At 71.5% G+C, this 22,356-nt stretch carries 24 protein-coding genes; 13 read left to right on the forward strand and 11 right to left on the reverse strand.

Going from position 1 to position 22,356, the window contains the following annotated elements; translation table 11 throughout:
- Positions 1-8: 8 nt before the first annotated feature.
- From EXE41_RS16525 to EXE41_RS16535, 3 genes are all read right to left on the reverse strand, one after another.
- Positions 9-320 carry an MTH1187 family thiamine-binding protein gene (locus tag EXE41_RS16525; RefSeq protein ID WP_137691554.1) on the reverse strand — a complete coding sequence of 104 codons (312 nt, stop codon included), beginning with the start codon at positions 318-320 and terminating at the stop codon, positions 9-11.
- 76 nt (positions 321-396) lie between these two features.
- Positions 397-1,332, reverse strand: coding sequence for an alpha/beta hydrolase (locus EXE41_RS16530; protein WP_137691555.1), 936 nt, complete (start codon positions 1,330-1,332; stop codon positions 397-399).
- Positions 1,329-1,748 carry a hypothetical protein gene (locus tag EXE41_RS16535; RefSeq protein ID WP_086215362.1) on the reverse strand — a complete coding sequence of 140 codons (420 nt, stop codon included), beginning with the start codon at positions 1,746-1,748 and terminating at the stop codon, positions 1,329-1,331. Before EXE41_RS16535 ends, EXE41_RS16530 begins: the two co-directional genes overlap by 4 nt.
- Positions 1,749-1,986: 238 nt before the next feature.
- Between EXE41_RS16535 and EXE41_RS16540 the strand changes: the two genes are divergently transcribed.
- From EXE41_RS16540 to EXE41_RS16550, 3 genes are all read left to right on the forward strand, one after another.
- On the forward strand, positions 1,987-3,234 hold the full coding sequence (locus EXE41_RS16540) for a DUF4013 domain-containing protein (RefSeq protein ID WP_086215363.1): 1,248 nt from the start codon (positions 1,987-1,989) through the stop codon (positions 3,232-3,234).
- A 25-nt stretch (positions 3,235-3,259) separates the two neighbouring features.
- Positions 3,260-4,327 carry an mRNA surveillance protein pelota gene (locus EXE41_RS16545; RefSeq protein ID WP_049930899.1) on the forward strand — a complete coding sequence of 356 codons (1,068 nt, stop codon included), beginning with the start codon at positions 3,260-3,262 and terminating at the stop codon, positions 4,325-4,327.
- Positions 4,328-4,614: 287 nt separating this feature from the next.
- Entirely contained in the window at positions 4,615-5,190 is a 576-nt protein-coding gene (locus EXE41_RS16550) for a hypothetical protein (RefSeq protein ID WP_049930897.1), read from the forward strand.
- A 23-nt stretch (positions 5,191-5,213) separates the two neighbouring features.
- On the opposite strand, the gene EXE41_RS16555 is transcribed toward EXE41_RS16550, so the two are convergent.
- The 3 genes from EXE41_RS16555 to infB form a co-directional block, all read right to left on the reverse strand.
- Positions 5,214-5,540: a hypothetical protein gene (locus tag EXE41_RS16555; RefSeq protein WP_007345153.1), complete on the reverse strand. Its 327-nt coding sequence runs from the start codon at positions 5,538-5,540 to the stop codon at positions 5,214-5,216.
- Positions 5,541-5,614: 74 nt separating this feature from the next.
- A complete protein-coding gene (locus EXE41_RS16560; protein WP_049930893.1) occupies positions 5,615-5,794 on the reverse strand; it encodes a hypothetical protein in 180 nt (59 codons plus the stop codon).
- Between the two features lie 41 nt (positions 5,795-5,835).
- The gene (infB, locus tag EXE41_RS16565; RefSeq protein WP_049930890.1) at positions 5,836-7,629 is read right to left on the reverse strand and encodes a translation initiation factor IF-2; all 1,794 of its coding nucleotides are present in this window, start codon (positions 7,627-7,629) and stop codon (positions 5,836-5,838) included.
- A 191-nt stretch (positions 7,630-7,820) separates the two neighbouring features.
- Between infB and EXE41_RS16570 the strand changes: the two genes are divergently transcribed.
- The 3 genes from EXE41_RS16570 (at position 7,821) to EXE41_RS16580 (ending at position 9,736) form a co-directional block, all read left to right on the forward strand.
- Positions 7,821-8,066, forward strand: a complete 246-nt coding sequence (locus EXE41_RS16570; RefSeq protein ID WP_049930889.1) for a PRC-barrel domain-containing protein — start codon at positions 7,821-7,823, stop codon at positions 8,064-8,066.
- Positions 8,066-8,524, forward strand: coding sequence for an NOB1 family endonuclease (locus EXE41_RS16575; protein ID WP_049930887.1), 459 nt, complete (start codon positions 8,066-8,068; stop codon positions 8,522-8,524). Before EXE41_RS16570 ends, EXE41_RS16575 begins: the two co-directional genes overlap by 1 nt.
- 111 nt (positions 8,525-8,635) lie before the next feature.
- Positions 8,636-9,736: a DUF2891 domain-containing protein gene (locus tag EXE41_RS16580; RefSeq protein WP_137691556.1), complete on the forward strand. Its 1,101-nt coding sequence runs from the start codon at positions 8,636-8,638 to the stop codon at positions 9,734-9,736.
- Here EXE41_RS16580 and uppS read toward each other — a convergent pair.
- Complete coding sequence (uppS, locus tag EXE41_RS16585; protein ID WP_049931053.1) at positions 9,733-10,728, reverse strand: polyprenyl diphosphate synthase; 996 nt, start codon at positions 10,726-10,728, stop codon at positions 9,733-9,735. The two genes, EXE41_RS16580 and uppS, sit on opposite strands and share 4 nt — an antisense overlap.
- Positions 10,729-10,790: 62 nt before the next feature.
- On the opposite strand from uppS, the gene lwrS reads away from it, so the two are divergent.
- From lwrS to EXE41_RS16605, 4 genes are all read left to right on the forward strand, one after another.
- Positions 10,791-11,174: an LWR-salt protein gene (lwrS, locus tag EXE41_RS16590; protein ID WP_094520007.1), complete on the forward strand. Its 384-nt coding sequence runs from the start codon at positions 10,791-10,793 to the stop codon at positions 11,172-11,174.
- A 105-nt stretch (positions 11,175-11,279) separates the two neighbouring features.
- Positions 11,280-11,933: an HAD family hydrolase gene (locus tag EXE41_RS16595; RefSeq protein WP_086215367.1), complete on the forward strand. Its 654-nt coding sequence runs from the start codon at positions 11,280-11,282 to the stop codon at positions 11,931-11,933.
- A gap of 34 nt (positions 11,934-11,967) precedes the next feature.
- On the forward strand, positions 11,968-12,324 hold the full coding sequence (locus EXE41_RS16600; RefSeq protein WP_137691557.1) for a helix-turn-helix transcriptional regulator: 357 nt from the start codon (positions 11,968-11,970) through the stop codon (positions 12,322-12,324).
- A gap of 25 nt (positions 12,325-12,349) precedes the next feature.
- Entirely contained in the window at positions 12,350-12,895 is a 546-nt protein-coding gene (locus EXE41_RS16605) for a CopG family ribbon-helix-helix protein (RefSeq protein ID WP_233125148.1), read from the forward strand.
- A gap of 36 nt (positions 12,896-12,931) precedes the next feature.
- On the opposite strand, the gene EXE41_RS16610 is transcribed toward EXE41_RS16605, so the two are convergent.
- The 3 genes from EXE41_RS16610 to EXE41_RS16620 all read right to left on the reverse strand — a co-directional run bounded on the left by EXE41_RS16610 (position 12,932) and on the right by EXE41_RS16620 (position 16,641).
- A complete protein-coding gene (locus EXE41_RS16610) occupies positions 12,932-15,169 on the reverse strand; it encodes an AAA family ATPase (protein ID WP_137691558.1) in 2,238 nt (745 codons plus the stop codon).
- 188 nt (positions 15,170-15,357) lie between these two features.
- A complete protein-coding gene (locus tag EXE41_RS16615; RefSeq protein WP_137691559.1) occupies positions 15,358-16,239 on the reverse strand; it encodes a homoserine kinase in 882 nt (293 codons plus the stop codon).
- Positions 16,240-16,392: 153 nt separating this feature from the next.
- Positions 16,393-16,641 (reverse strand): hypothetical protein, encoded by a 249-nt coding sequence (locus EXE41_RS16620; RefSeq protein ID WP_049930871.1) that lies wholly within the window; start codon positions 16,639-16,641, stop codon positions 16,393-16,395.
- 125 nt (positions 16,642-16,766) lie between these two features.
- Here EXE41_RS16620 and EXE41_RS16625 point away from each other — a divergent pair, with 125 nt between their 5' ends.
- The 3 genes from EXE41_RS16625 (at position 16,767) to EXE41_RS16635 (ending at position 21,084) form a co-directional block, all read left to right on the forward strand.
- Positions 16,767-18,041 carry a TIGR00341 family protein gene (locus tag EXE41_RS16625; RefSeq protein ID WP_137691560.1) on the forward strand — a complete coding sequence of 425 codons (1,275 nt, stop codon included), beginning with the start codon at positions 16,767-16,769 and terminating at the stop codon, positions 18,039-18,041.
- 154 nt (positions 18,042-18,195) lie between these two features.
- Positions 18,196-20,280, forward strand: coding sequence for a formate/nitrite transporter family protein (locus EXE41_RS16630; protein ID WP_049930869.1), 2,085 nt, complete (start codon positions 18,196-18,198; stop codon positions 20,278-20,280).
- Positions 20,281-20,340: 60 nt separating this feature from the next.
- Positions 20,341-21,084 (forward strand): SIMPL domain-containing protein, encoded by a 744-nt coding sequence (locus EXE41_RS16635; protein ID WP_086219678.1) that lies wholly within the window; start codon positions 20,341-20,343, stop codon positions 21,082-21,084.
- A gap of 52 nt (positions 21,085-21,136) precedes the next feature.
- On the opposite strand, the gene EXE41_RS16640 is transcribed toward EXE41_RS16635, so the two are convergent.
- Positions 21,137-22,120 carry a GTPase gene (locus tag EXE41_RS16640; protein ID WP_094495205.1) on the reverse strand — a complete coding sequence of 328 codons (984 nt, stop codon included), beginning with the start codon at positions 22,118-22,120 and terminating at the stop codon, positions 21,137-21,139.
- Positions 22,121-22,356: the final 236 nt, after the last annotated feature.

Consider the following 22,356-nt stretch of genomic DNA (forward strand, 5'->3'; position numbering starts at 1 on the left):
GCGCAGAATCAGCGCTCCCCCTTCGCCTCCCGACCGAGCTGTTCCTCGACGGCCTCGACCTTCTCGTCCGCGGTCCCGTCGCTCGCCCGCTTGTCGTCGATCTTCAGGACCGTCGAGACGCGGTCGCCGTCGACCGCGTCGTGGGCCGCCGCCGCGGCCGCGAACAGCGTCTCGGCGTCGTCGGCCTCGATCACGGTCCCCATCGGGTTCGTCTCGTAGCTCACGTCGAAGTCGTCGAGCGCGGCGACGGCGGCCGCCACCTCCTCGGCCATGCTCTCCTCGACCACCGGGGCGACGCTCAGCATCGCGATGGCTGTCATGGGCGGGGATGCGCCGCGGACTCACTTAAGCGGTCGCGCGGGCGACGACGCCCGAGTTCGCCTCTCCCGCGGCGACCTACTCCAGCGCGTCGCGCAGGAAGGAGAGCTGGTGCCCGATCGCGCCCTCGAAGTCGTCGCCGAGCACCGAGAAGTGGTCGGCGGGCATGGTGACGACGGTCCCGCGCGAGAGCCGCTCGCCGGCGTCCGCGACCGACTCGGCGTCAACGATGTTGTCGTCGGTCCCCGCGAGCAGCAACGTCGGCGCGTCGACCTCGTCGAGTCGCGTCACGGGGCGGTAGCCGACGAGCCCGAGCAGCGACCGGGCGGGGGTCTCGTTGCGCCACGCCGACTCGCGGTCGACGAGGTCGAGGTACTTCCGCTTCGTCCCCGGCTCCGTGATCGCCGCGCGCTCGTCCGTCCCGCCGACGATGGGGACGGTGCGACCGCGACCGACCCGGTGCCCGACGAGGTCGCGGAGCCCTGCGATGCCGGAGCGGAGCAGGTACCGCCCGCCGCGTCGGCGGGCGATCGCGCGCCCGTCGAGCATCGGGACGAGGCCCACGACCGCGTCGACGTCCCGGCGCTCCGCGGCGAGCGTCAGGACGTGCGCGGCCGACAGCGACGCGCCCCACAACACGAGGTCGTCGCCCGCGTCGTCGAGGCGGCCCGCGCGGTCGATCGCGGCCTCGTACGCCGCGCGCTGGCGGGCGAGGTCGACCGTCTGCGAGTCGCCGTCCGACTCGCCGAACTCCGGGTGATCGAAGAGGAGGGCGGCGTAGCCCGCGTCGGCGAACCGCTCCGCGACGGCCGGGTAACCGAAGGTGCGCTCCGCGCCGAGCCCGGGCGCCATCACGACGATCGGCGGGCCGTCGGCGTCGCCGCCGGGCAGGTACAGCGTCCCGCGACAGGTCGCGCCGTCGGCGTCGAACGCGACCGCCCGGGTGGCGAACCGCTCTCGGGCCGGGCGCGCGAGGCGGCGCTGCGCTCGGTTGACGGGATGTCGGCGGGTCACCGGTCGCCCTCCGGATCCGCCTCGGACGCGTCCGGTCCGCCGGACGCGCCCGGGGGTTCGCCCTCCGCCTCGGTCTCGTTCAGCGTGTCGAGCACACGGGCCGAGAACTCCGTCTCGGAGATCTCGTAGCGCGCGAGCGCCTCGAACCACTCCGCCTCGGCGTGCCACGTCCCGAGGACATCGCCGGGAGACCGCACGACCGTGCCCTCGACGCGGACGGGGTCCCACTCGTCGGCCTCCGCGCGGTCGATGAGCGCGTTGAGCGCGCGCCCGATCTCGCCGCGGTGGACCTCGCGGCCGGGGAAGGCGGTCATGTACGTCAGCTCTAGCGGGTCGCCCCCGTCGATCGATTCGACGCTGACGCCGTAGCTGCGGAGCGCCGGCTCCACGTCGGCCGTCCGCTCGTCGCCGGTCATACCCGATCCGTCGGCGGGACGGGATAAATCGGTACCGGCACACGCCGGCGGCGCCGCCGCTGGGATGGTACGGTCAGACGAAAGCCGCGGGCGGGGGACGACCGCCGAGTGGCGGCCGCAGATAGGTTGTCAGAGGCACACGATTGTCCCGCGCGGCCAACTTGGTGTAACCCGTGGAGTGGTATAAACGCTCGGGCCGGAGACCATTTATGCTGCTCCCGCTCCTGTGTGTAGTCACATGCTCACCGCGGCCGCGACGGCGCTGACCCAAACCGACGACACCGCGGGCGTCGTCCTCGTCGGCGGCGCCGTGACCCTGCTGGCGTGGGTGCTGACGCCGGCGTGGCTCGTCGGCGTCCTCTTCGTCAGCCCGGCGGTCGCCGCGGCGGCGCCGGTCGCGCTCGCGCCGTGGCTCGTCGCGCGGGGGTACTTCGTCCGGGTGACTCGAAGCGCGATCCAGACCGGTGAGGCGACGGGCACGCCCTCGCTGGTCGCGTGGGGGGAGTTGGTCAGAGACGGCGTCAAGTCGGTGCTGCTGTCCGCGGCGCTGCTCGCGCCGCTCGCGGGGGGGCTCGCGGTCGCCGGAGGCGTCGTCGCGGCCCTCATCGAGGGGCCGGTCGACCCGGCGGCGACAGCGACGGCGGTCGAGTCGGCGCTCGGGCCGGGCGGGCCGGCGGTCGTCGCGGTCGCGGCCGTCGGCGTCGTCGCCGCCCTCGTCGGGGCGTACCTCCTCGCGTTCGCGTACGTCCGCCCGGCGGCGCTCGCCGCGTTCGCCGCCTCCGGCCGGCTCAGGGACGGGTTGAGTCCGCAGACGGTGGCCGATATCGCCGCGACGGGCCCGTACGCCACCGGGTGGACGCTCGCCGCCGGGGCGCTCGCCGTCGGGTACGCCGTCGCGGCGCCGACGGCGCCGCTGGTCGTCGGCGTCGCGCTCGCCTTCCTCGTCCGCGTCGTCGCACACGGACTCTACGGGCGGGGCGCGGCCGCCGCCATGGCGGGTGGCCCCGACAGCCGGACGGAGCCGGGCGTTACGGAGGCTCACATCGCCACGGACGCCGGTGGCCGAGCGCTCCGCGAAACGGGTGCGACGCACGGTGATGTGACGGCTCGTGGTGACGCGGCGACCCGCGGCGACGCGATAACTCGCGGCAACGCGACGGCTCGGGGCGGCACGGAGACTCGCGGCAAGGTGGCGGCTCGGGGCGGCACAGCGGCTGCCGAGGTCGGCCGCGAACGCGACGCCCCGTCGGTTCCCGCCGTGTCCGGCGACGGCGGGCGGCCGATGCGGAGCGAGCCGCCGGCCGCGGTCCAGACCGGTCGAACCGTGCCGATCGAGGGCGGAGATGACCCGGCCGACGCGACCGCGGAGGTCAACGCGGACGCCGCCGAACCGGACGGGACGGACGCCGACGAGCCCGACGCCGCCGGCCCGGACGGCGGCTTCGTGTGGGGGCCGCGGCTCTCCGACGCGGAAGACAAGAGTTGATACGGTCCCGAGCGAACGCTCGGACATGCGCATCTCCGAGCGGGGGTACGGCGAAGAGGGCCGGGAACGGCTCACGCTGGTCCCCGAGAACGTGGACGACCTCTGGCACCTCGCGCACGTCCTCGAACCCGGGGACCTCGTCGAGGGCGACACCACCAGACGTATCCAGCGGAACGACGACCAGATGCGGGACACCGGCGGGCAGCGCGAACACATCTTCGTCACCCTTCAGGTGGAGGACGTGGAGTTCGCGCGGTTCGCCAACCGCCTCCGCGTCTCGGGCGTCATCGTCGGCTGCTCGCGGGAGGACCAGCTCAACGCCCACCACACGCTCAACGTCGAGGAGCACGACGAGATAACCGTCGAGAAGCACTTCAAGCCCGACCAGACGGAGCGGTTGGAGGAGGCCACCGAGGCCGCGGAGAACCCCGACGTGGCCATCGCGACCGTGGAAGAGGGCGCGGCGTACGTCCACACAGTCCAGCAGTACGGCACGGAGGAGTACGCCTCGTTCACGAAGCCGACCGGCAAAGGCGAGTTCTCTCGCCCCCGCGAGGAGCTGTTCGCGGAACTCGGCGAGGCGCTCGCGCACCTCGACGCCGACGCCGTAATCTTGGCCGGGCCCGGCTTCACGAAGAACGACGCCCGCGACTACGTCGACGAGGAGTTCCGCGACCTCTCCGACCGGATCACCACCGTCGACACCTCCGCGGCCGGCGACCGCGGCGTCCACGAGGTGCTCAAGCGCGGCGCGGTCGACGAGGTCCAGAAGGAGACCCGCATCTCGAAGGAGGCGAGCCTCATCGACGAGCTGACCGAGAACATCGCGACGGGCGAGAAGGCGACGTACGGCCCGGATGACACCGCCGAGGCCGCCGAGTTCGGCGCGGTCGAGACGCTGCTCGTCGTCGACGAGCGCCTCCGCACGGAGCGGCAGGGGGACGGCGACTGGGAGATCGACGTGAACGCGGTGATCGAGTCGGTCGAGCAGCAGGGCGGCGACGTGGTCGTCTTCTCTTCGGAGTTCGCGCCGGGCGAGCAGCTCGCCAACCTCGGCGGTATCGCCGCGATCTTACGCTACCGGCTCCAGTGAGCGGCTGACAGTCGAGGTGCGGTGGCACGTGCCTGCGAGGCCGCCTCGCGGCCGAGCCGCACGCGCGAGGGAGTCGCTGGCGCCGGCGGCGCCAGCGACGAGGCTGGGGAGGCGTGAGGCGCGGGGCCGGGGCTTCGGCAGTCGTGCTCGGGTCGGTGACCGCGCATCGCCGAGCGGCCGGGGCTTCGCTATGCTCGGTCAGGGGGTCGCTCGTAGCGACGACAGTCACGTATCGCGTTCGAGGAGCGGCCGTGACCTTATCAGAGCGCGTCGCCAATCCCGGGTCGATGGCGGACCGATCCGGCGGTGACGAGAGCGTCTCGACGACCGCCGACCGCGAAGGCGCTGACAACGCGGACGCCGACGCGTTCCCCGACTCCGAGACCCTCCCCGACGACCTCGACGACGCCGGCGTCGACGAGGAGGTGAAGCGCCGGCTCCGCGAGGCGTACCTCAACGACGAGGAGAACGCGCTGATCGTCACTCGGGTACGCTCGGTCGGCGACCGAGTGGTCGTCGAGATGCGTCCGCCGCACGGCGACGCCACGCACACCGAGCGGTTCGACGCGCCCCGCGACGGATCGCTTCAGGAGTCCGAGGAATTCCTCGGATTTCTGGACGCCGCGGGCGTTTCGCCGCTCGACGTCGACGAGCTCGTCGGCACCCGCGTGCCAGCGACGTACGACTCGGAGACAGGCTGGCGGGTCGACGCCGCGTACCGCGCCGCTTCGGAGGCGGACGGCGGGAGCCGGTTCGCGGACGCCCGCGAGTGGCTGTGGACATACAAGGCCTGGCTGTTGGCCGCGCTGCTCGTCGGCGGCGAGTTGGCGTTCGTCGCGGTGATCATCCTGTTGTACGCCTGACTCCGGGGGCGCGGCGCGTCGGCTCAGAGCACCCGGAGTCGATACCCCTCGGCTGCGGTCTCGTCGGTGACGCGGCCCGTTTCAAGCGCCGTGTCCAGGACCTCGGCGACGAACTCCTTCGGCACCTCGACGCCGATGAAGTCGGTCCCCTCGCGAGCGGTCGTGAGGCGCGCCATCGTTCGCTTCGTGCCGTCGTCGTTGTAGACGCTCCCGACGCGCTCGCCGTCGCGGCGGAACCGCAGCGTCACGTCGGTCGGTTCGAGCGCGTCGAAGCGCACCTCGAACACCCGGTCGTCGCCCTCCAGCCGCGCGAGCATCGCGCCGTCGTGTTCGATCACGGTCGTCTCCATACCCCCGTTACGGGCTCGACGCACATAACGGCGACACGCGATCGACGGGTGCGCTCGGAGGGGACGGGGCCGCGTCACCCCGAGTTCTCGGCGTCGAGGTAGCCAATCACCGCCTGCGGCGCCACGACGCCGACCAGTATCAGCACGCCGATCAGGACGGTGTCGCTCAGGCCCGTCGCGACGCGACCGCCGTACGCCAGCGCCAAGCCGGCCGCCATGAACAGGAGGATGACCGCGTTCTCTCGGGAGACCATAGGCAGACGTGGCGACGCCGATTACAAGAGTCTTGTCGGAGTCACTTCCCCCAGAAGGGGTCGCGCTTCCGGCGCGTCTCCAAGTAGCCTTGGAGGGCCTCGCGCTCGTCTGCGGTGATCTCCTCTTTTAATTCCTGTTCGAGGATCTTCGCGTGCTTCTCTGGCACCTCGGTCCAGAGGGTGTCGCCCTCCTCGATGCCGCGGCCGACGGTCGGGCCGTCGATAGCGATGCTGACGCGCTCGCCGGCGCGGGCCTCGTCGACGTCGTCGCCCTGTTTCTGGATCCCGGAGAGGTCGCCGACGCGCTCGAACTCGTTGCCCTCGAAGTAGCCGACGTTGCGGTTGTTCTGGAGCGTGCCGGAGATGATCTCGACGCCGACGACCGCGGGGTCGTTCTGCCGGAACGTGTGGTCGGGGAGGATGCGGAAGCGGGCCGGGCGGACCACTTTGTCCAGCACCGTCTCCTGTTGCGCGCGCTGCTTCTCCTCGACGTAGCGCTCGTAGTCTTCGACCAGCTGGTAGATGACCTCGTTTTTGAACAGCTTCACGTCCGCGTTCTCTAAGTCCGACTCCGCGTTCTTGAGGAGGTCGACGTTGAACCCGAGGATCGCCTTGTGTTCGTCCTGGTTCGCCGTCTCGGCGACCGCGATGTCGCGCGGCGCGATGTCGCCGACCTCGGCGCGCAGGATCGGGACCTCCGCCTCGCGGAGGGCGTTCGCCATCGCCTCCAGCGAGCCGAGCGTGTCCGCCTTGACGACGACACCGTTGTCGGCGGTCTCGACCTCTATCTCGGCGAGTTCGGCCTTCACTTCCTCGATGACCTGATCGGCGGTGCGGTCGCGGACGACCCGGACCGGCGCGCCCGCCATCGCCTGGTCGAGGTCGGGCGCGGCGATCTTCACGCCGGCCGCGGCGCCGATCTCGCCGACCTTCTCGAACTCCTTCTCGGTGCGGATCTCCGCGAGCGGCCGCGGACGGAGCAGCGCGCGGATCTCGGTGACGATCGGCTCGTTCTGTCCGCCGACCACGATGGTGTCGCCGTTCCGGATCACGCCGTCGTAGACGACGGTGTCGACGGTCGCGCCGAACCCCCGCTCGTCTTTCACTTCGAGGACCGTCCCCTCGCCGGGCCCCGTGACGTCGATCGCCATCTCCTCTTTCATGAACCGCTGGGAGAGACCCATGAGGACTGTCAGGAGGTCCGGGACGCCCTCGCCGGTGAGCGCCGAGAGCGGGACGACGCCGATGTTCTTCTGGAAGTCCTGGACGCGCCAGTAGAGGTCGGCGGAGAAGCCGGCGTCGGACAGCTGGCCGATAATCTCGTAGAGGTTCTCGTCGAGCATGGACTTCGCGCGCTCCGACTGCGCCTCCATGCTCTTCTGGATCGGTTCGCCGTCCTGCGGGTTCCACCCCGGCGTCGTGTCGGCCTTGTTGGCCGCGACGACGAACGGCGTCCCCGTCCGCCGGAGGATGTCTATCGCCTCCTCCGTCTGCGGCTGGAAGCCGTCGTTGACGTCGACGACGAGCACCGCGATGTCGGCGAGCGCGCCGCCGCGGGCGCGCAGCGTCGAGAAGGAGTGGTGGCCCGGCGTGTCGATGAACAGCAGGCCGGGGAGGTCGAAGTCGGACGGGTCGATCAGCTCGCCCGCCATGCCGGAGATGGTGTCGAGCGGGATGTCCGTCGCCCCGATGTGTTGGGTGATCGCGCCGGCCTCGCCCTCGCTGACGGCGGAGCCGCGGATCGTGTCGAGCAGGCTCGTCTTGCCGTGGTCGACGTGACCCAGCACGGCGACGATGGGGGTTCGCAGGGTGTCCGCGTGTGTGTGGTCGGTCATATGTGATCGCCCCGAGAAGGTTATAGCCACCATTCGTTCCGGCCGTCAGTTAAGCCTTTCAAAACGCCGCGGTGATCCGCGGCGGCGAAACCGGTGCCCAGTCACCGAGCGCCCGGCGCCGAGCCCGTCCGCGTCGGTCGCCCGTCGGACGGCCCGTGGCGTTTAAGACCGTCGCCCGGGACCGTGCGGGTATGGTCGACATCCTCGCGGAGAACCTCTCCGGGAAGGCGGTGATGAGCGCCGACGGCACGGAGCTCGGGGACCTGTACAACATCACGATGAACCTCGAGTCCGGCGAGCTGAACCACCTGCTCGTCAGCCCGCACGAGCAGCTCAGGAGCGAGCGCGTCGACTTCGACGTCGACGAGATGGGGCGGCTCCGGGTCCCGGTCGCGAACGTACAGGCGGTGAAAGACTACATCGTCGTCGCCCGCTGATGCAGGTCCTCGACTCGTCCGCGTTCATCCACGAGTACACGACCGACGAGGACGTGGTCTCCATCCCGGCGGTCCACGACGAACTGACAGGCGAGGTCGCGCTCCGGTTCGACGCGATGGAGGGCTCCGGGATGACCGTTCACGTCCCGGCGCCCGAGGCGGTCGACCGAGTCCGCCGGGCCGCGAAGGGGTCGGGCGACGCCGCTGAGCTGTCCGACACCGACATCCGGCTCATCGCGACCGCGCTGGAGCTTCACGGGACGCTCGTCACCGACGACTACGCGATGCAGAACGTCGCCGAGCGGCTCGACCTCCCGGTCGAGCCCATCGAGCGCGATGGGATCACCGAGGAGCGCGAGTGGCGCTTCCAGTGCGTCGGCTGCAACCGCACCTTCGACGAGAACAAGGAGCGGTGTCCGATCTGCGGCAGCGACCTGACGCGGAAGAACCCCGCGTGACCGGGCCGTCGGAGCGCCGCGGCGCAGGTCGTTCCCTCGCGCTCCCGAGCCGCGTGCGACCGGTCCGCACCCGACCGACCGATTGAACAGGCGCCCCGCCGACCGACCGGCATGAACGCCTTCGAGGAGCTGTCGCCGGACGCGCTCCGATCCGGGCGGGCGGACGCGCTCGACGACGCGGTCGCGACCGCGCTCGCCGCCCACCCGCTCGACGGTGTCGAGACCGAGTACCCCCACTATCGGGGTGCCGTCGAGGGGCCGGAGGCGCCGCCGCCCCCGTCGGAGGACCACCCCGTCTTCTACGGCTGTTTCGACTGGCACTCGGCGGTCCACAGCCACTGGGCGCTCGTCCGCGCGCTGCGGCTCGTCCCGCACCACCCGGACGAGGCCGATATCGCTGCCGGGATCGACGAGCGACTGGCTCCCGAGAGCGTCGCGAGCGAGGCCGCGTACCTCGACGAGAACCCCGGCTTCGAGGAGCCGTACGGCTGGGCGTGGCTGCTCCGGCTCGCCGCCGAACTCGACCTGTGGGACGACCCGCGCGCCGACGCGTGGCGCGAGACCCTCCGCCCGCTGGAAGGGCGGGTCCGGGAGGGGGTCCGAGAGTCGTTCCTCGGGATCGACCGCGCTCACCGCGTCGGTACGCACGGCAACACCGCGTTCGCGCTCGCCGGCGTGCTCGACTACGCGCGGGTCGTTGGCGACGCCGACCTCGAACGCGAGGCCGCGGCTGCGGCGCGCCGCCTCTACGCGGACGACACCGCCGCGGTCGTCGGCGCGGAGCCGGTCGGTTGGGACTTCGTCTCGCCAGCGCTGACCGAGGCGGACCTCATGCGCCGCGTCCTCGACCCGGACCCGTTCGCGTCGTGGCTCGACGACTTCCTCCCGGACCTCGCCGCGCCGCCGCACGACGCGCTGTGTTCGCCGGTCGACGTGGAGCCCGACGAGGGCGACGGCGCCGCGATACACCTGATCGGGCTCAACGTCTCCCGGGCGTGGTGTCTCGCCGGACTGGCCGACGCGCTCGACGGGCGGGACGGCCCGGCCGCGGACCGGCTCCGGGAGCCCCTCGACGACGCGGCGCGCCGCCACGCGGAGGCCGGGGCCGCGGACGTGCTCACCGACGACTACGCGGGGTCGCACTGGCTCTCGTCGTTCGCGCTGTACCTGCTGACGCGGAACGAGGGCGGCGTCGCGCCCGGCGCCGCCTAGTCGGCTCCCGTCGACTCGGGCCCGTCGCCGTCGATCCGACCGGCGGACTCGCCGTCGGCCGGGCCGGCCGAGTCACCGTCGGCGATGTCGAGCGCGTCGTCGGAGAGGTCGCTGCCGTCGAGCCGGGGGATCCGCTCGCGGAGCCTGGCGGCGGCGGCGCGGGCTTCGGCGAACTCCACCTCGGCGAGCGCGCGCACCAACGCGACCGCGCGCTCGGCCCGTGCGCGCTGCCACGACTCCTCGCGCGACTCGTAGGTGCGGATCGCGCGCAGGAAGTCGACCTCGGAGAACTCAGGCCAGTAGGGGGCACAGAAGTAGACGGCGGCCTCGTTGCCGTTGGCGTGCCACGGGAGGAAGTTCGAGGTGCGCTCGTCGCCGCCGGTGCGGACGATCAGGTCAACGTCGCGGATCGGGCGGTCGTACAGGCGCGACTCGACGGTCTCGACGTCGACGTCCCCGGGAGCCATCTCGCCCGCGTCCACGTCGCGGGCGATGGCGCGCGCGGCGTCGAGCAGTTCGGTCCGGCCGCCGTACGCCAGCGCGACGTTGAGCGTGAACCGGTCGTTGCCGGCGGTGCGCCGCTCCGCGTACTCGACCGCGTCGCGGACGCGCGGCGGGAGCCGGGCCACGTCGCCGATGGCGCGGACGCGGACGCCCTCATCGTGGACGCGGTCGGCGTCGGCGAACTCGCGCAGCTTGCGTTCGAGCAGGTCGAAGAGGGGTTCCAGCTCCTCGTCCGGGCGCTCGAAGTTCTCGGTGGAGAAGGCGTAGAGGGTGAGCTCCGAGACGCCGAGGTCGGCGCACCAGTCGAGGACCTGTTCGGTGGTGTCCGCGCCGGCGCGGTGTCCCTCGGGAGCGTCGTCGCCCTGCTCGCGGGCGTACCGACGGTTCCCGTCCTGGATGACGGCGACGTGGTCGGGGACGTCGTCGATCTCGCGGCGGAGGTGCCGCCGGTACGCGCGCCCGGCGAGGCCGCGGAGACGCTGCCACATGACGGGGTCCACGACGCCGAACGGTATGTAGCTTTATGAATCGGTCCGGCGACGGTCGACGCATGGAGGCCGCCTACGTCTTCCGCGTCGCCGTCCGACTCGATCCCGCGGACGCCGCCGTCGACCCGGGCCGGTTCGAGACGACGATGGAACTCCCCGCGAGCGACCCCGGTGCCGACGGGTGGCTGTTCTTCCGCGACCGGCTGTGGCGCGGCGAGGTCGGCGACGAGCCGTCGTTCCGGCGGCTGGCCGCGGAGCGCCTCGGACTGGCGGACGCCGCGAGCGTCGAGGTCGCCGCCGCCGACTTCCGCGAACTCCGCACCGACGAGGCGTACCGCGACGCGCTGACGGACGCGATCGCCGCGGACCTCGGCCGCTTCAACGCCGACTCGGTCGACGAGGTCCTCCGCAAGTACCTCGGCTCGTCGGTCCACGTCCGGGAGTGACGCGAGGGGGGGGAAGCCGGCCGCCCGGACGGCTCCGGTCGGTGTGAGCAGGGATCCCGCGCACCCGCAACGCACTTGCCCGCCCCCGGCGTACGGGTGGACCGTATGGCCGTCACCGATTACGACTTCCACCTGTTCGACCTCGACGGGACCCTCGTCGACGCCGAGTGGGAGTACACCCGAGCGGTGTTCGACCGCGTCGGCGGCCGGCTGGGCCGCGAGTTCTCGGACCGGGAGGCGCGGGTCCTCTGGAGCGGTCTCGGCGGGTCTCGCGCGGAGACGCTCCGCGGGATGGGGGTCGACCCCGAGGCGTTCTGGCCCGCGTTTCACTCCGTCGAGGATCCGGTCGCCCGCGCGGAGGCGACGTACCTCCACGACGACGCCGCGCGGCTGCTCGACCGCGTCGAGGAGGTCGGCGGGCCGACGGGGCTCGTCACCCACTGTCAGGAGTTCCTCGCCGAGCCAGTCCTCGACCGCGTCGGCCTCGACGACCGCTTCGACGCCGTCGTCTGCTGCACCGACGAGACGGGGTGGAAGCCGTCCCCCGACCCGATCGAGACCGCGATGAGAGACCTCGGCGTCGATCCGACCCGAGGTCGCGGCTACTACGTCGGCGACGGCGAGAGCGACGTGGCGGCCGCCTGGAACGCCGGCCTCGACGCGGTCCACGTCGAGCGCGTCGGCCACGACGAGCGCGGGCGGTGCGTGCTCGGGGACCGGCGCGTGCGCCGGCTTGACGAGCTTGTCGACGCGTCGTGAGCGATTTATGCCGCCGCGGGCCGACTCGCGACACATGACGAAGTGGTTCCACAGCGGCCGCCGCCGCGACCTCTGCGCGCTCCTGTACGAACACGGGGAGCTGCGCGCGCAGTCGCTGAAGAGCCGGCTCGAATCGCACTACGACGAGCGGATCGATCCGGGATCGTTCTACGGCACGCTCTCGGCGCTCGTCGAGGCCGGCCACCTCCGCCGGCGCACCGAGGGGATCGCGGACGTGTACGCGCTCACCGAGGCGGGCGAGGCCGCCCTACTCGACCACTACGCGTGGCTCGGCGAGCGGATCGCAGGCGGCGACAGCGAGGGGACCGGAGGAGGCGGCGACCGGCCCGAGCGAGAAGCGGAACGCGGCGGCCTGGACCTCAAGGATTAACAACTTCCGCGGTATGATTTAATATATGACAGTCGTCAGCGTGTCCATGCCGGAGGAGCTGCTAGAGCGCATCGACAACTTCTCCGACGAGCACGGGTACACCGGCCGCAGCGAGGTCGTCCGCGAGGCCTCCCGGAACCTCCTCGGCGAGTTCGAGGACGCGAAGCTCGAGGACCGCGACCTCATGGCCGTCGTGACGGTGCTTTTCAACTACGAGACGACGAACGTCGAGGAGCGGATGATGCGCCTGCGCCACGAGGACGAGGGGATCGTCGCCTCGAACTTCCACAGCCACGTGGGCTCGCAGTACTGTATGGAGCTGTTCGTGTTGGAGGGCGAGCTCGCGGAGATATCGACGTTCGTGGGCAAGGTCCGCGCGACGAAAGACACGCTCACGGTCGATTACAGCGTCACCCCGGTCGACGAGTTCGGTCCCGGCGCGCTCGGAGACGCCGGCGCGCACGGCGGACACGATCACGGCGAGTCCGACGACGGGGGAACGGAGGGCAGAGAGGTGGAAAAGAAGGGAACGGAGGACGGCGCGGCCGCCGAGTCGAGCGGAGACGACTGACCGGAGACGGGACCGGCCCGCGGGACCTCGGCGCCCTCAGACGCTCTCGGGCCGGACGGACTCGAGCGCCGCGTCGAAGTCTTCCCCGGTGATACCCACCTCGTCGGCGTGGTCGTTTGCGGCCTCGCCGTGCTCGTCGGCGACGCGCTCGATGGCGCGCATCGCCGCCGCCCGCGACAGCGAGGCGATCTCGGCCCCGGAGAACCCCTCCGTCTCGTCGGCGACGCGCTCCAGGTCGACCTCGTCCGTGAGGGGCTTCCCGCGGGTGTGGACCTCCAGGATCTTGCGGCGCGCCTCGCGGTCCGGCTCCGGCACCTCGACGTGCGTCTCGAGCCGGCCGGGACGGAGCAGCGCGGGGTCGAGCGCGTCCCGCCGGTTGGTGGCCGCGAGGACGACGAGGTTCGGGTTGTCGCTGGCCCGGTCGAGCTCCGTCAGGAGCTGGGAGACGACCCGCTCGCCCACGCCCGAGCCGTCACCGCCCGCCGCGTCCCGGTCGGTCGCGACCGCGTCGATCTCGTCGAAGAAGACGATCGCGGGCGCCGCCTGCCGCGCGCGGTCGAACAGCTCGCGGACCGCCTTCTCCGACTCCCCGACGTACCGGTCGAGCAGCTCCGGCCCGGCGACCTGGATGAAGTTGACGCCGCTCTCGCCGGCGATGGCGCGCGCGAGCAGCGTCTTCCCGGTGCCCGGCGGGCCGTACAGCAGGACGCCGGTCGGGGGGTCGGCGCCGGCGGCGTCGAACAGCGGCCCGTACGACAGCGGCCACGTCACGGCGCGTTCGAGCTCCCCCTTGGCGTCGTCGAGGCCGCCGACGTCCGCGAAGTCTGTGGTCGGCTGCTCGGCGACGTACTCGCGCATCGCGCTCGGCTCCACGTTGGCGTGCGCCGCCTCGAAGTCCGCCTTCGTGACGGTCACGTCGTTCAGCGCCCGCGAGTCCGACTCCCGGGCGCGACGGAGCGCGGTCATCGCCGCCTCCTGCGATAGCCCCTCGATGTCGGCGCCGACGAACCCGTGCGTCCGGCCCGCGATCCGGTCCAAGTCCACGTCGTCCGCGAGCGGCATCCGGCGCGTGTGGACGTCGAGGATCTGCCGCCGCCCCGACTCGCCGGGCACGCCGATCTCGATCTCGCGGTCGAAGCGCCCGCCGCGCCGGAGGGCGGGGTCGATGGTGTCGACGCGGTTCGTCGCGCCGATGACGATCACGTCGCCACGGGCGTCGAGCCCGTCCATCAGCGAGAGCAGCTGGCCGACGACGCGGTTCTCCACGTCGCCGCCGTCGTCGCGCTTGCCCGCGATCGAGTCGATCTCGTCGAAGAAAACGATCGCGGGGGCGTCGTCGCTCGCGCGCTCGAACACCTCGCGGAGCCGCTCCTCCGACTCGCCCTTGTACTTCGACATGATCTCCGGGCCGTCGACGGTGATGAACGTCGCGTCGACCTCGTTGGCGACGGCGCGGGCGATGAGCGTCTTCCCCGTCCCCGGCGGGCCGTGGAGGAGGACCCCCTTCGGCGGGTCGACGCCGAGCCGGGTGAACACCTCCGGCTCGGAGAGCGGGAGCTCGATGGTCTCCCGGACCAGCTCCAGCTCCTCGTCCAATCCGCCGATGTCCTCGTAGGTCGCGCCTGCGGTGTGTTCCTCGGGCGGCGACCCGCCCTTCGGACGGCCGTCGTCGCCGGGCATCTCGGTCCCCGGGTTCGCCGGCCCGCTAGCGCGGTCGCTCCCCGGCGCGGCCGACGCGTCGGCGCGGTCTCCGGCGGACCCGGCGCCGTCCTTGTACTCGACGGAGACGTCCGTCGAGGCCGTGATGCGGACGGTGCCCGCCGGGTCGGTCCGAGCGACCACGAACCGGAGCCCGCCCAGTCGCTCGACGTGGACGGCCTCGCCCTCGGTGACGGGGCGGTCGCGGAGCTCGCGGGAGAGCGCCCGCTCGACCACCTCGCGGCTCACGTCCACCTCGGCGAGCCGCCCGGGCGCGGCCAGCGTCACGCGGTCGGCGTCGGCGACGTCGACGGCCGCGATCGTGACAGTATCGCCGACCTTCACGCCGGCGTTCGCACGGGTGTCGGCGTCGATGAGGACGGAGCCCTCGGCGGCGTCGGGACCGCCCGGCCACACCTTCGCGACGGCGGTGCGCTCGCCGCGCACCTCGACCGTGTCGCCGCTGAGGAGGGCGAGCCGCTTGCGGGCCGACTCGGGGAGCCTGGCGATGCCCCGGCCCGCGTCCCGCTTCTCGGCGGCACGCACCGTGAGCCGGAGCCCTGCGGTGTCGTTCATACCACCAGTTCTCGCCGGCGGCTCTTTACGCTTGTCCGGTCGCGGCGGAGCCGCGCAGTCCGGCGTGTCCGTTGGGAGGGATGGGCCGGACGAGAGGGCGCGATCGACGGCGGCTCGTCACCGTCGACTTATCGGCCGGACCACGCGCCGACCGCGTGATCCGCTGCGAGCGGGACGGCCGCCCGGGCTCACTCGTCCAGCACGGTCGTACCGCGGCCGATGCGGGTCTGGTAGGCGCGCGCCTCGATCCCGGCGCCGGCGAAGGCGTCGAGCATCTCGGCCGCGACGGCCCGGCGGTCGCGCTCGCGGCAGGTCGCGATCACCGCCGGACCGGCGCCGCTGACGGTGACGCCCGTCGCGCCGGCGTCGAAGGCGCGTTCGCGCACGTCGTCGTAGCCGGTGATCAGGCGCGCGCGCTCGGGCGTGACCACCGGATCGGTCATGCCGAGGCCGACAAGGGCCGGGTCGGAGCGACACATCCCGACCGCGAGCGTCGCCGCGTTGCCGACTGTCTCCACGAGGTCCTCCATCGAGGCGGTCTCGGGGACGACCCGGCGCGCGTCGCGGGTCGAGACCGCCACGTCGGGGAGACAGACGACTAGGGGGACCGCGGCGTCGACCGAGTGCGTGCCCTGGGCGGTCGTTACGGTGAAGCCGCCGAGGATCGAGGGCGCCACGTTGTCCGCGTGCGCGACCCCGGAGACCACCGCCTCGCCCTCGGCGGCGATCGGGACCAGCTCCTCCCGGGAGCGGCCCCTGTCGTACAGTCGGTTGAGCGCCACGGCCGCGCCCGCGGCGCTCGCGGCGGAGGAGCCGAGCCCCGACGCCGGGCGCACCCCCTTGTCGATGTGGATGCGCGCGGGGGCGTCGAGGGCCTCGACGACGGCGCCGACCGTGTTCTTGTCGGGGTCTTCCGGAATGTACTGCGCGCCGACGCCGGTGACCTCGATCGTCGTCTCGGCCGCCTTCTCGACGGTGACGACGTCGGCCGGCCGCGAGAGGGCCGCCCCGAACACGTCGAAGCCGCTCCCCAAGTTCGCGCTCGTCGCGGGGGCCCGTACCGTTACCATGGCGGGGAGTGTCCCCGGTGGGGCAAAAAGGAGCGGGATCGAACAGAAGTCAAAACCGCGGGGGAGCCGACCGAGTCCGTCTAGGGGGTCGAGAGAGCTGAGAGGAAGAGAGTTCGGCCGCGCGCGCCGCTCGACGGTCAGTTGGCGCGGTTCTCAGCGCGCCATCGTCCACAGCAGCGTGCCGACGAGGACGAGCGGGATGCCGAGGAGGATGAACGTCGGCGGCATCGTCGTGTACGGGGCCATCAGGAAGATGACTCCGAACACGGCCATGATCGACGCGAGGGCCTTCTGGGACTTCAGCGGCGCGACACCCAGAAGCGAGACGACGAGCCCGAACAGTAGGACGTGCCCGAGGTGGTAGTCGAGCAGGAACGTGTCGATGACCAGCGGCGAGATCATTCTTGTCCGGAGGTGCGGGCGATTCGCGCATTAAAGTTCCGTTTCTCGTGGCCCGGCCGGGCCGCTGCGTGCCGATCTTATAAGGGCTGTCGGCGCGACCGCCGATCGTGCGACTCGTTCAGGTCATGATTCCGGCGGGCAAGCGGGCCGCTGTCGTCCGCGCGCTCGACGACGAGGGGGTCGACTACGTCGTCACCGACGAGACGAGCGGCCGGGAGTACACCGCGGTCGCGACGTTCCCGCTGCCGACCGCCGCCGTCGAGCCGGTCCTCGACCGACTCCGGGAGGCGGGGATCGACGAGAGCACGTACACCGTGATCGTCGCGGCCGAAACGGTCATCTCGCGCCGGTTCGAGGCGCTCGAAGAAGAGTACGAGGCGGACGCCGAGCGGAGCGGCGACCGCATCTCGCGGGAGGAGCTCCAGGCGAAGGCGGACGACCTCGCCTCGGGGCTCGGCACGTACGTGCTGATGACCGTCATCTCGTCGGTGATCGCCACGGCGGGGCTGCTGCTCGACTCGCCCGCCACCGTGGTCGGCTCGATGGTGATCGCGCCGCTCATCGGGCCGGCGATGTCGGCGGCGATCGGCACCGTCGTCGACGACGAGGCGCTGTTCCGGCGGGGAGTGCGGATACAGGTGATCGGCGTCGCGGTCGCAGTTATCGCGGCGACGGCGTTCGCGTTCGCGCTGCGCTCGCTCGCCTTGGTTCCGCCCGGGCTGGACCCGCTCGAACTCGCGGAGGTGTCGGAGCGACTCGCGCCGAACGTCCTCGTGTTGGTCGTCGCGGTCGGGGCCGGGATCGCGGGCATCGTCTCGCTGATGACCGGCGTCTCCGCGACGCTCGTCGGCGTGATGATCGCGGTGGCGCTCATCCCGCCCGCGGCCGCGGTCGGCATCGGAATCGCCTTTCGGATCCCGCGGCTCGTGATCGGGGCGGGCGTCATCGTCGCGGTGAACGTCCTCTCGATCAACCTCTCGGCGCTCGTGATGCTATGGTACGAGGGGTACCGCCCGCAGCGGTGGTTCCGGGAGGACGAGGCACGCACCGCGTTCCTCAAGCGCGCCGCCGTCCTCGCGGTCGCCATCGCGCTGCTGTCGGTGTTCCTCGGCGGCGTCACCTACGAGTCGTACGTCGCCTCGACCACCGAGGCCGACATCCGCGCCGCCGCGAGCGACGAGTTGACCGCGCTGGACGCGGAGTTCGAACTCCTCGATCTGACCGTCGAGCGGACGGGAACCGTCCCGCCGCTCGAGACCGACCGGGTCGTGATCCGGGTCGGCACGCCCCCCGGCGGCACCGTCGAGGGGCTCGCGCCCGCGCTCGACGACCGGATCGAGTCGGTCGTCGGCGGCGAGGTGGAGGTCGAGGTCCGCTCGGTGACCGTCGAGCGCGCCTGAGTCCGTCTCGTTCTCCCGACCGCCCTAAGTCCGTCTCGTTTCGCCCGACCGCCCCTGAACTCGTCTCGTTTCGCCCGTCGCTGCGGTCCGCCGGTTCGCGTCCGCGTGATCGGAAGAGCAAGGGCTTTTTATCGGGCCTCCGTGGGCTCGGCCAGTGACGGATCCCACGCAATCCGACGACGATTCCATGCGAGAGGTCGTCGAGCGGTCCCGGAGCGGCGCGCCCGCGGTCGGCGAGGCCGTCCGGGACCGGTTCTCCTCCGACGAGGTGTTCCAGCGGATCATCGCGGCCGCGGACGAGGAGGTGACCTCCGGGAGCCGCGAACTCTTCTTCAGCGGGCTCGCCGCCGGGCTGGCTATCACGATCACGTTCATGCTGTACGCGTCGCTGACCGCGGCAACCGACTCTCACCCGATACTGAGCGTCCTCCTCTACCCGCTCGGGTTCATCTACATCATCATCGGCGGGTACCAGCTGTACACCGAGAACACCCTGCCGCCGGTGGCCCTGACCTTGGAGCGGCTCGCGAGCCTCCCCACGCTCCTCCGGCACTGGACGATCGTCCTCGCGGGCAACTTCGTCGGCGGCGGGATCGGCGCGGCCGTCCTCTCGTACGGCGGCGTCTTCACGGGCGACACCGTCGACGCGGCGCGGTACATCTCCGAGGGGGGATTCGGCGTCCCGTTCGTGCCGCTGTTCTTCAAGGCCGCGATGGCGGGGCTCGTCGTCGCCGGCGTCGTCTGGGTCGGCTTCGCCTCCACCGACTCCGTCAGCCGGATGCTCGTCGTCTACCTCGCGTTCCTCGCGATCCCGCTCGGCGACCTGTTTCACGTGGTCGTCTCCTTCACCGAGGTGCTGTACCTGTTCTTCCAGCACGGCATCCCGCTGTACGGCGCGGAGATCAGCCTCTTCTCCGGGCTCGTCGGCTTCGTCCTCCCGGTCCTGCTCGGGAACACCATCGGCGGGGTCGTCCTCGTCACGCTCGTCAACTACTTCCAGACCAGCGAGGAGCGCCTCGAAGAGGCGCGTTTCGAGGGCGTGAGCCGCCGCCTCACGGTCCCCGAGTGGGTGTTCGGCCGCGCGGCCGGGCGCTCGTACGTCCCGATATTGGACGCCACCGAGGCGACGCTGTTCGCGGGCGAGGGGTACCGGGTCATGGTACCGATCACGAACCCCCGGACCGACGGCCCGATCGTCGACCTGGCGGCGCGGCTCGCGAGCGACCACGACGACGGCGTCGTCCACATCGTCCACGTCGTTCAGGCGCCCGAGCGCATGTCGCTGTCCACCGGGGACGCCGGGCGGCGCATCGCGGACGTCTCCGGCGAGGGGATGGCGAACCTCCGGTCGACCGCGGCCGACTACGACGTGGAGGTGTCGACCTCCACGGTCGTCTCGCACCGCTCGTTCGAGGAGGTGTTCAACATGGCGCGACGGACCCGGCCGGACGCGGTGCTGATGGGCTGGGGCGACGACCAGCTCTGGAGCGCCGCCCGCGCCGAGCGGCCGATCGACGAGCTCACCAACCAGCTTCCCTGCGACTTCCTCATCCTCAACGAGCGCGATCTCGACACCTCGCGGATCCTCATCCCCACCTCCGGCGGCCCCGACTCCGACCTCAGCGCGGAGGTGGCGAAGGTGCTCGCCGACGCCACCGGGGCCGAGGTGACGCTGCTTCACGTGGTGGACGGGCCCGGAAACAGGGGACGGGGCGAGGCGTTCCTCGCGAACTGGGCGGCGGAACACGACCTCGACGACGCGGAGCTCGTCGTCGACGACGGCGGCGACGTGGAGGACGGCATCTGCCGGGCGGCCGCCGGAAAGACGCTGGTCATCATCGGGGCCACGGAGAAGGGGCTGCTCTCGCGGCTCGTCTCCAACTCGCTCCACCTCGACGTCATCCACGAGGTCGACGCCTCGGTGCTCCTCACAGAGCGGCCCAGCAGCCGGTCGCTGCGCGAGCGGCTGTTCGGCTCCGGCCGCCGCGCCGCAACCGTGACCGGCGGCGTCGAGCGCGAGTCGAACCGCTCCGAAGGGACGGACGTACAGTCCGCCGCGGACCGCGGTGACGGCGGTATCGAGGGTACCAGCTCGCAGGGCGACGGCGACTCCGACGACGCGGACGCGGGCGACTCCGGAGGCGCGAGCGACGACGCGTTCATCGCGGACCACGACGACGCGGACGAGGAGATCACCGAGGACGCGGCCGGCGAGCGCGACGGCGACGACGGACGGTGACGAAAACGACTCTTTGCGTTATCTGCGGTTTATACGTGCTTTCGGACCGACTAAGCGCGTATGAACAGGCGACTGACAGCGATCGTTGGCATCGCGGCCCTCGTCGCGTTGGCCGGCTGTGCGGGGTTCGCGGGCACCGCGACCCCGACGGACGGCGACGAGGCGCAACTGGAACGGAACATCGAGGTGACGGCGACGGGCGAGGCGACCTCGGCGCCCGACCGCGCCACCCTCCGCGTCGCGGTCACCGCGACCGGGTCGGACGCCGCGGCCGTGCGCGACGAACTGGCCGCGGGCGAGGAGGATCTCCGGGCGGCGCTGACCGAGTGGGGCCTCAGCGACGACGCGATCCGGACGGAGCGGTACGACGTACAGGAGAGCTACGAGACCCGCGACGACCCGAACCGGACGCGGTACCAGGGCGTCCACCAGTACGCGATCGAACTCGACGACGTCGGCGCGGTCGGCGAGGTGATCGACGTCGCGATCGACGCCGGCGCGGACGAGGTCCAGCGGATCGAGTTCGGGCTGAGCGAGGAGACCGAGCGGGAGGTCCGCGAGGAGGCGATCGCACAGGCAATGTCGAACGCCGACGCCGACGCCGCCGCGCTCGCCGACGCGAGCGGGCTCGAGGTCTCGGGGGTCTACGAGGTGTCGACCGGGCGGTCGCAGTCGCGGCCGTACGTCGCCCAGACGTACGAGTCGGCCGCGGGCGGCGACGCCGGGGCCGCGACCGCCGTCGAGAGCGGCGACGTGAGCGTGAGCGTCTCGGTGAACGTCGTGTACGAGGCGGCGCCGGCGTAGCGCCGCGAGGAGCCTTTTTTCGCGGTTCGCGACCGTCGAGCGCGTCGACCGACTACTCCCCGTCGCGGGTGGGAAGGTCGGGCTCGTAGCCGACCGCGTCGACGGCCATGTCGAGGACTTCCTCGACGTTCTCGTCTTCCGTGACGCTCATCGTCGCGTCGACCGATTCCGCCTTGACGCCCTCGAAGCGGTCGTGTTTGTTCGCCACCGTGAGCAGCGGCACGGCCGCGCCGAACAGCTCGCGGGCCTCCTCGCGGAGTTCGAGCTGGACCTCGAGCGGGTAGCCGCAGTCGCCGGAGGGGTCGATGACGAAGATCACGGCGTCCGCGAGGTGTTCGAGGGCGCTCACCGCCTGCCGCTCGATGTCGTTGCGCTCGTCCGCCGGCCGGTCTAAGAGTCCGGGCGTGTCGACGATCTGGTAGCGGATGTGGTCGCGCTCGAAGTGGCCGATCTGGACGCCCTTCGTGGTGAACGGGTACTCCGCGATCTGGTTCGACGCGCGGGTGACCCGGTTGACGAACGACGACTTGCCGACGTTCGGGTAGCCGGCGACGACGACGGCCGGCTCGTCCGGGTCCACGTCCGGCAGGACCTTCAGCTGGTCCCGGGAGTCGCCGATGTAGCGCAGGTCGTCTTCGATCTGGTCCATGATGTCCGCCATGCGGGCGAACGCCTGCTTCCGGTGTTTCCGCGCGGTGTCCACGTCGGAGTTCCGGACCTTCGTCGTGTACTCGTCGCGGAGGTCCTCGATCTGGCGGCTCGCCCACATCACCTGCGAGAGCGCCTGGCGGAGGCGGTCGACGTCGACGAGTGCGTCCGCGAGCTCGTAGTAGAACGGGTCGACGTCGAAGCCGAAGTCGGGCCACGAGGTGACGACGTTCTCCAAGTTGTCCGAGAGCACGTTGCCGGCGGTCCGTAGCATCGACTCCTGCGCCTCGTGGCCGCGCTTCGCGCGCCCGGCTCGCGCCGCCCGCGAGAACGCCTTGTCGACGAGCTCCTCGGAGCGCGGAGTCGTCGGGAGGCCCTCGAATATCATGTTACCCCGGCTTCGCCGCCGACGCGTATAAGAGCGTCCGTTCGCGGACCGCCGCGACACGGCGGCACACGGGCGGACGCGGCGGGTGCCGCGGGGCCTGCCGAAGCCGCTCATACTGTCAGCTAAATATGCTTTAGGTTAGAGTGTGATTAGCAAGTATGTCCACGCTTGACGCCGCCACTCTTGACGACCTCCGCGACGCTCTCGCGGAGGTCGAAGATAAAAAGCCGACACAG

This window comes from Halorubrum sp. SD690R (genome assembly GCF_005435035.1).
GTDB classification, from domain to species: Archaea; Halobacteriota; Halobacteria; order Halobacteriales; family Haloferacaceae; genus Halorubrum; species Halorubrum ezzemoulense.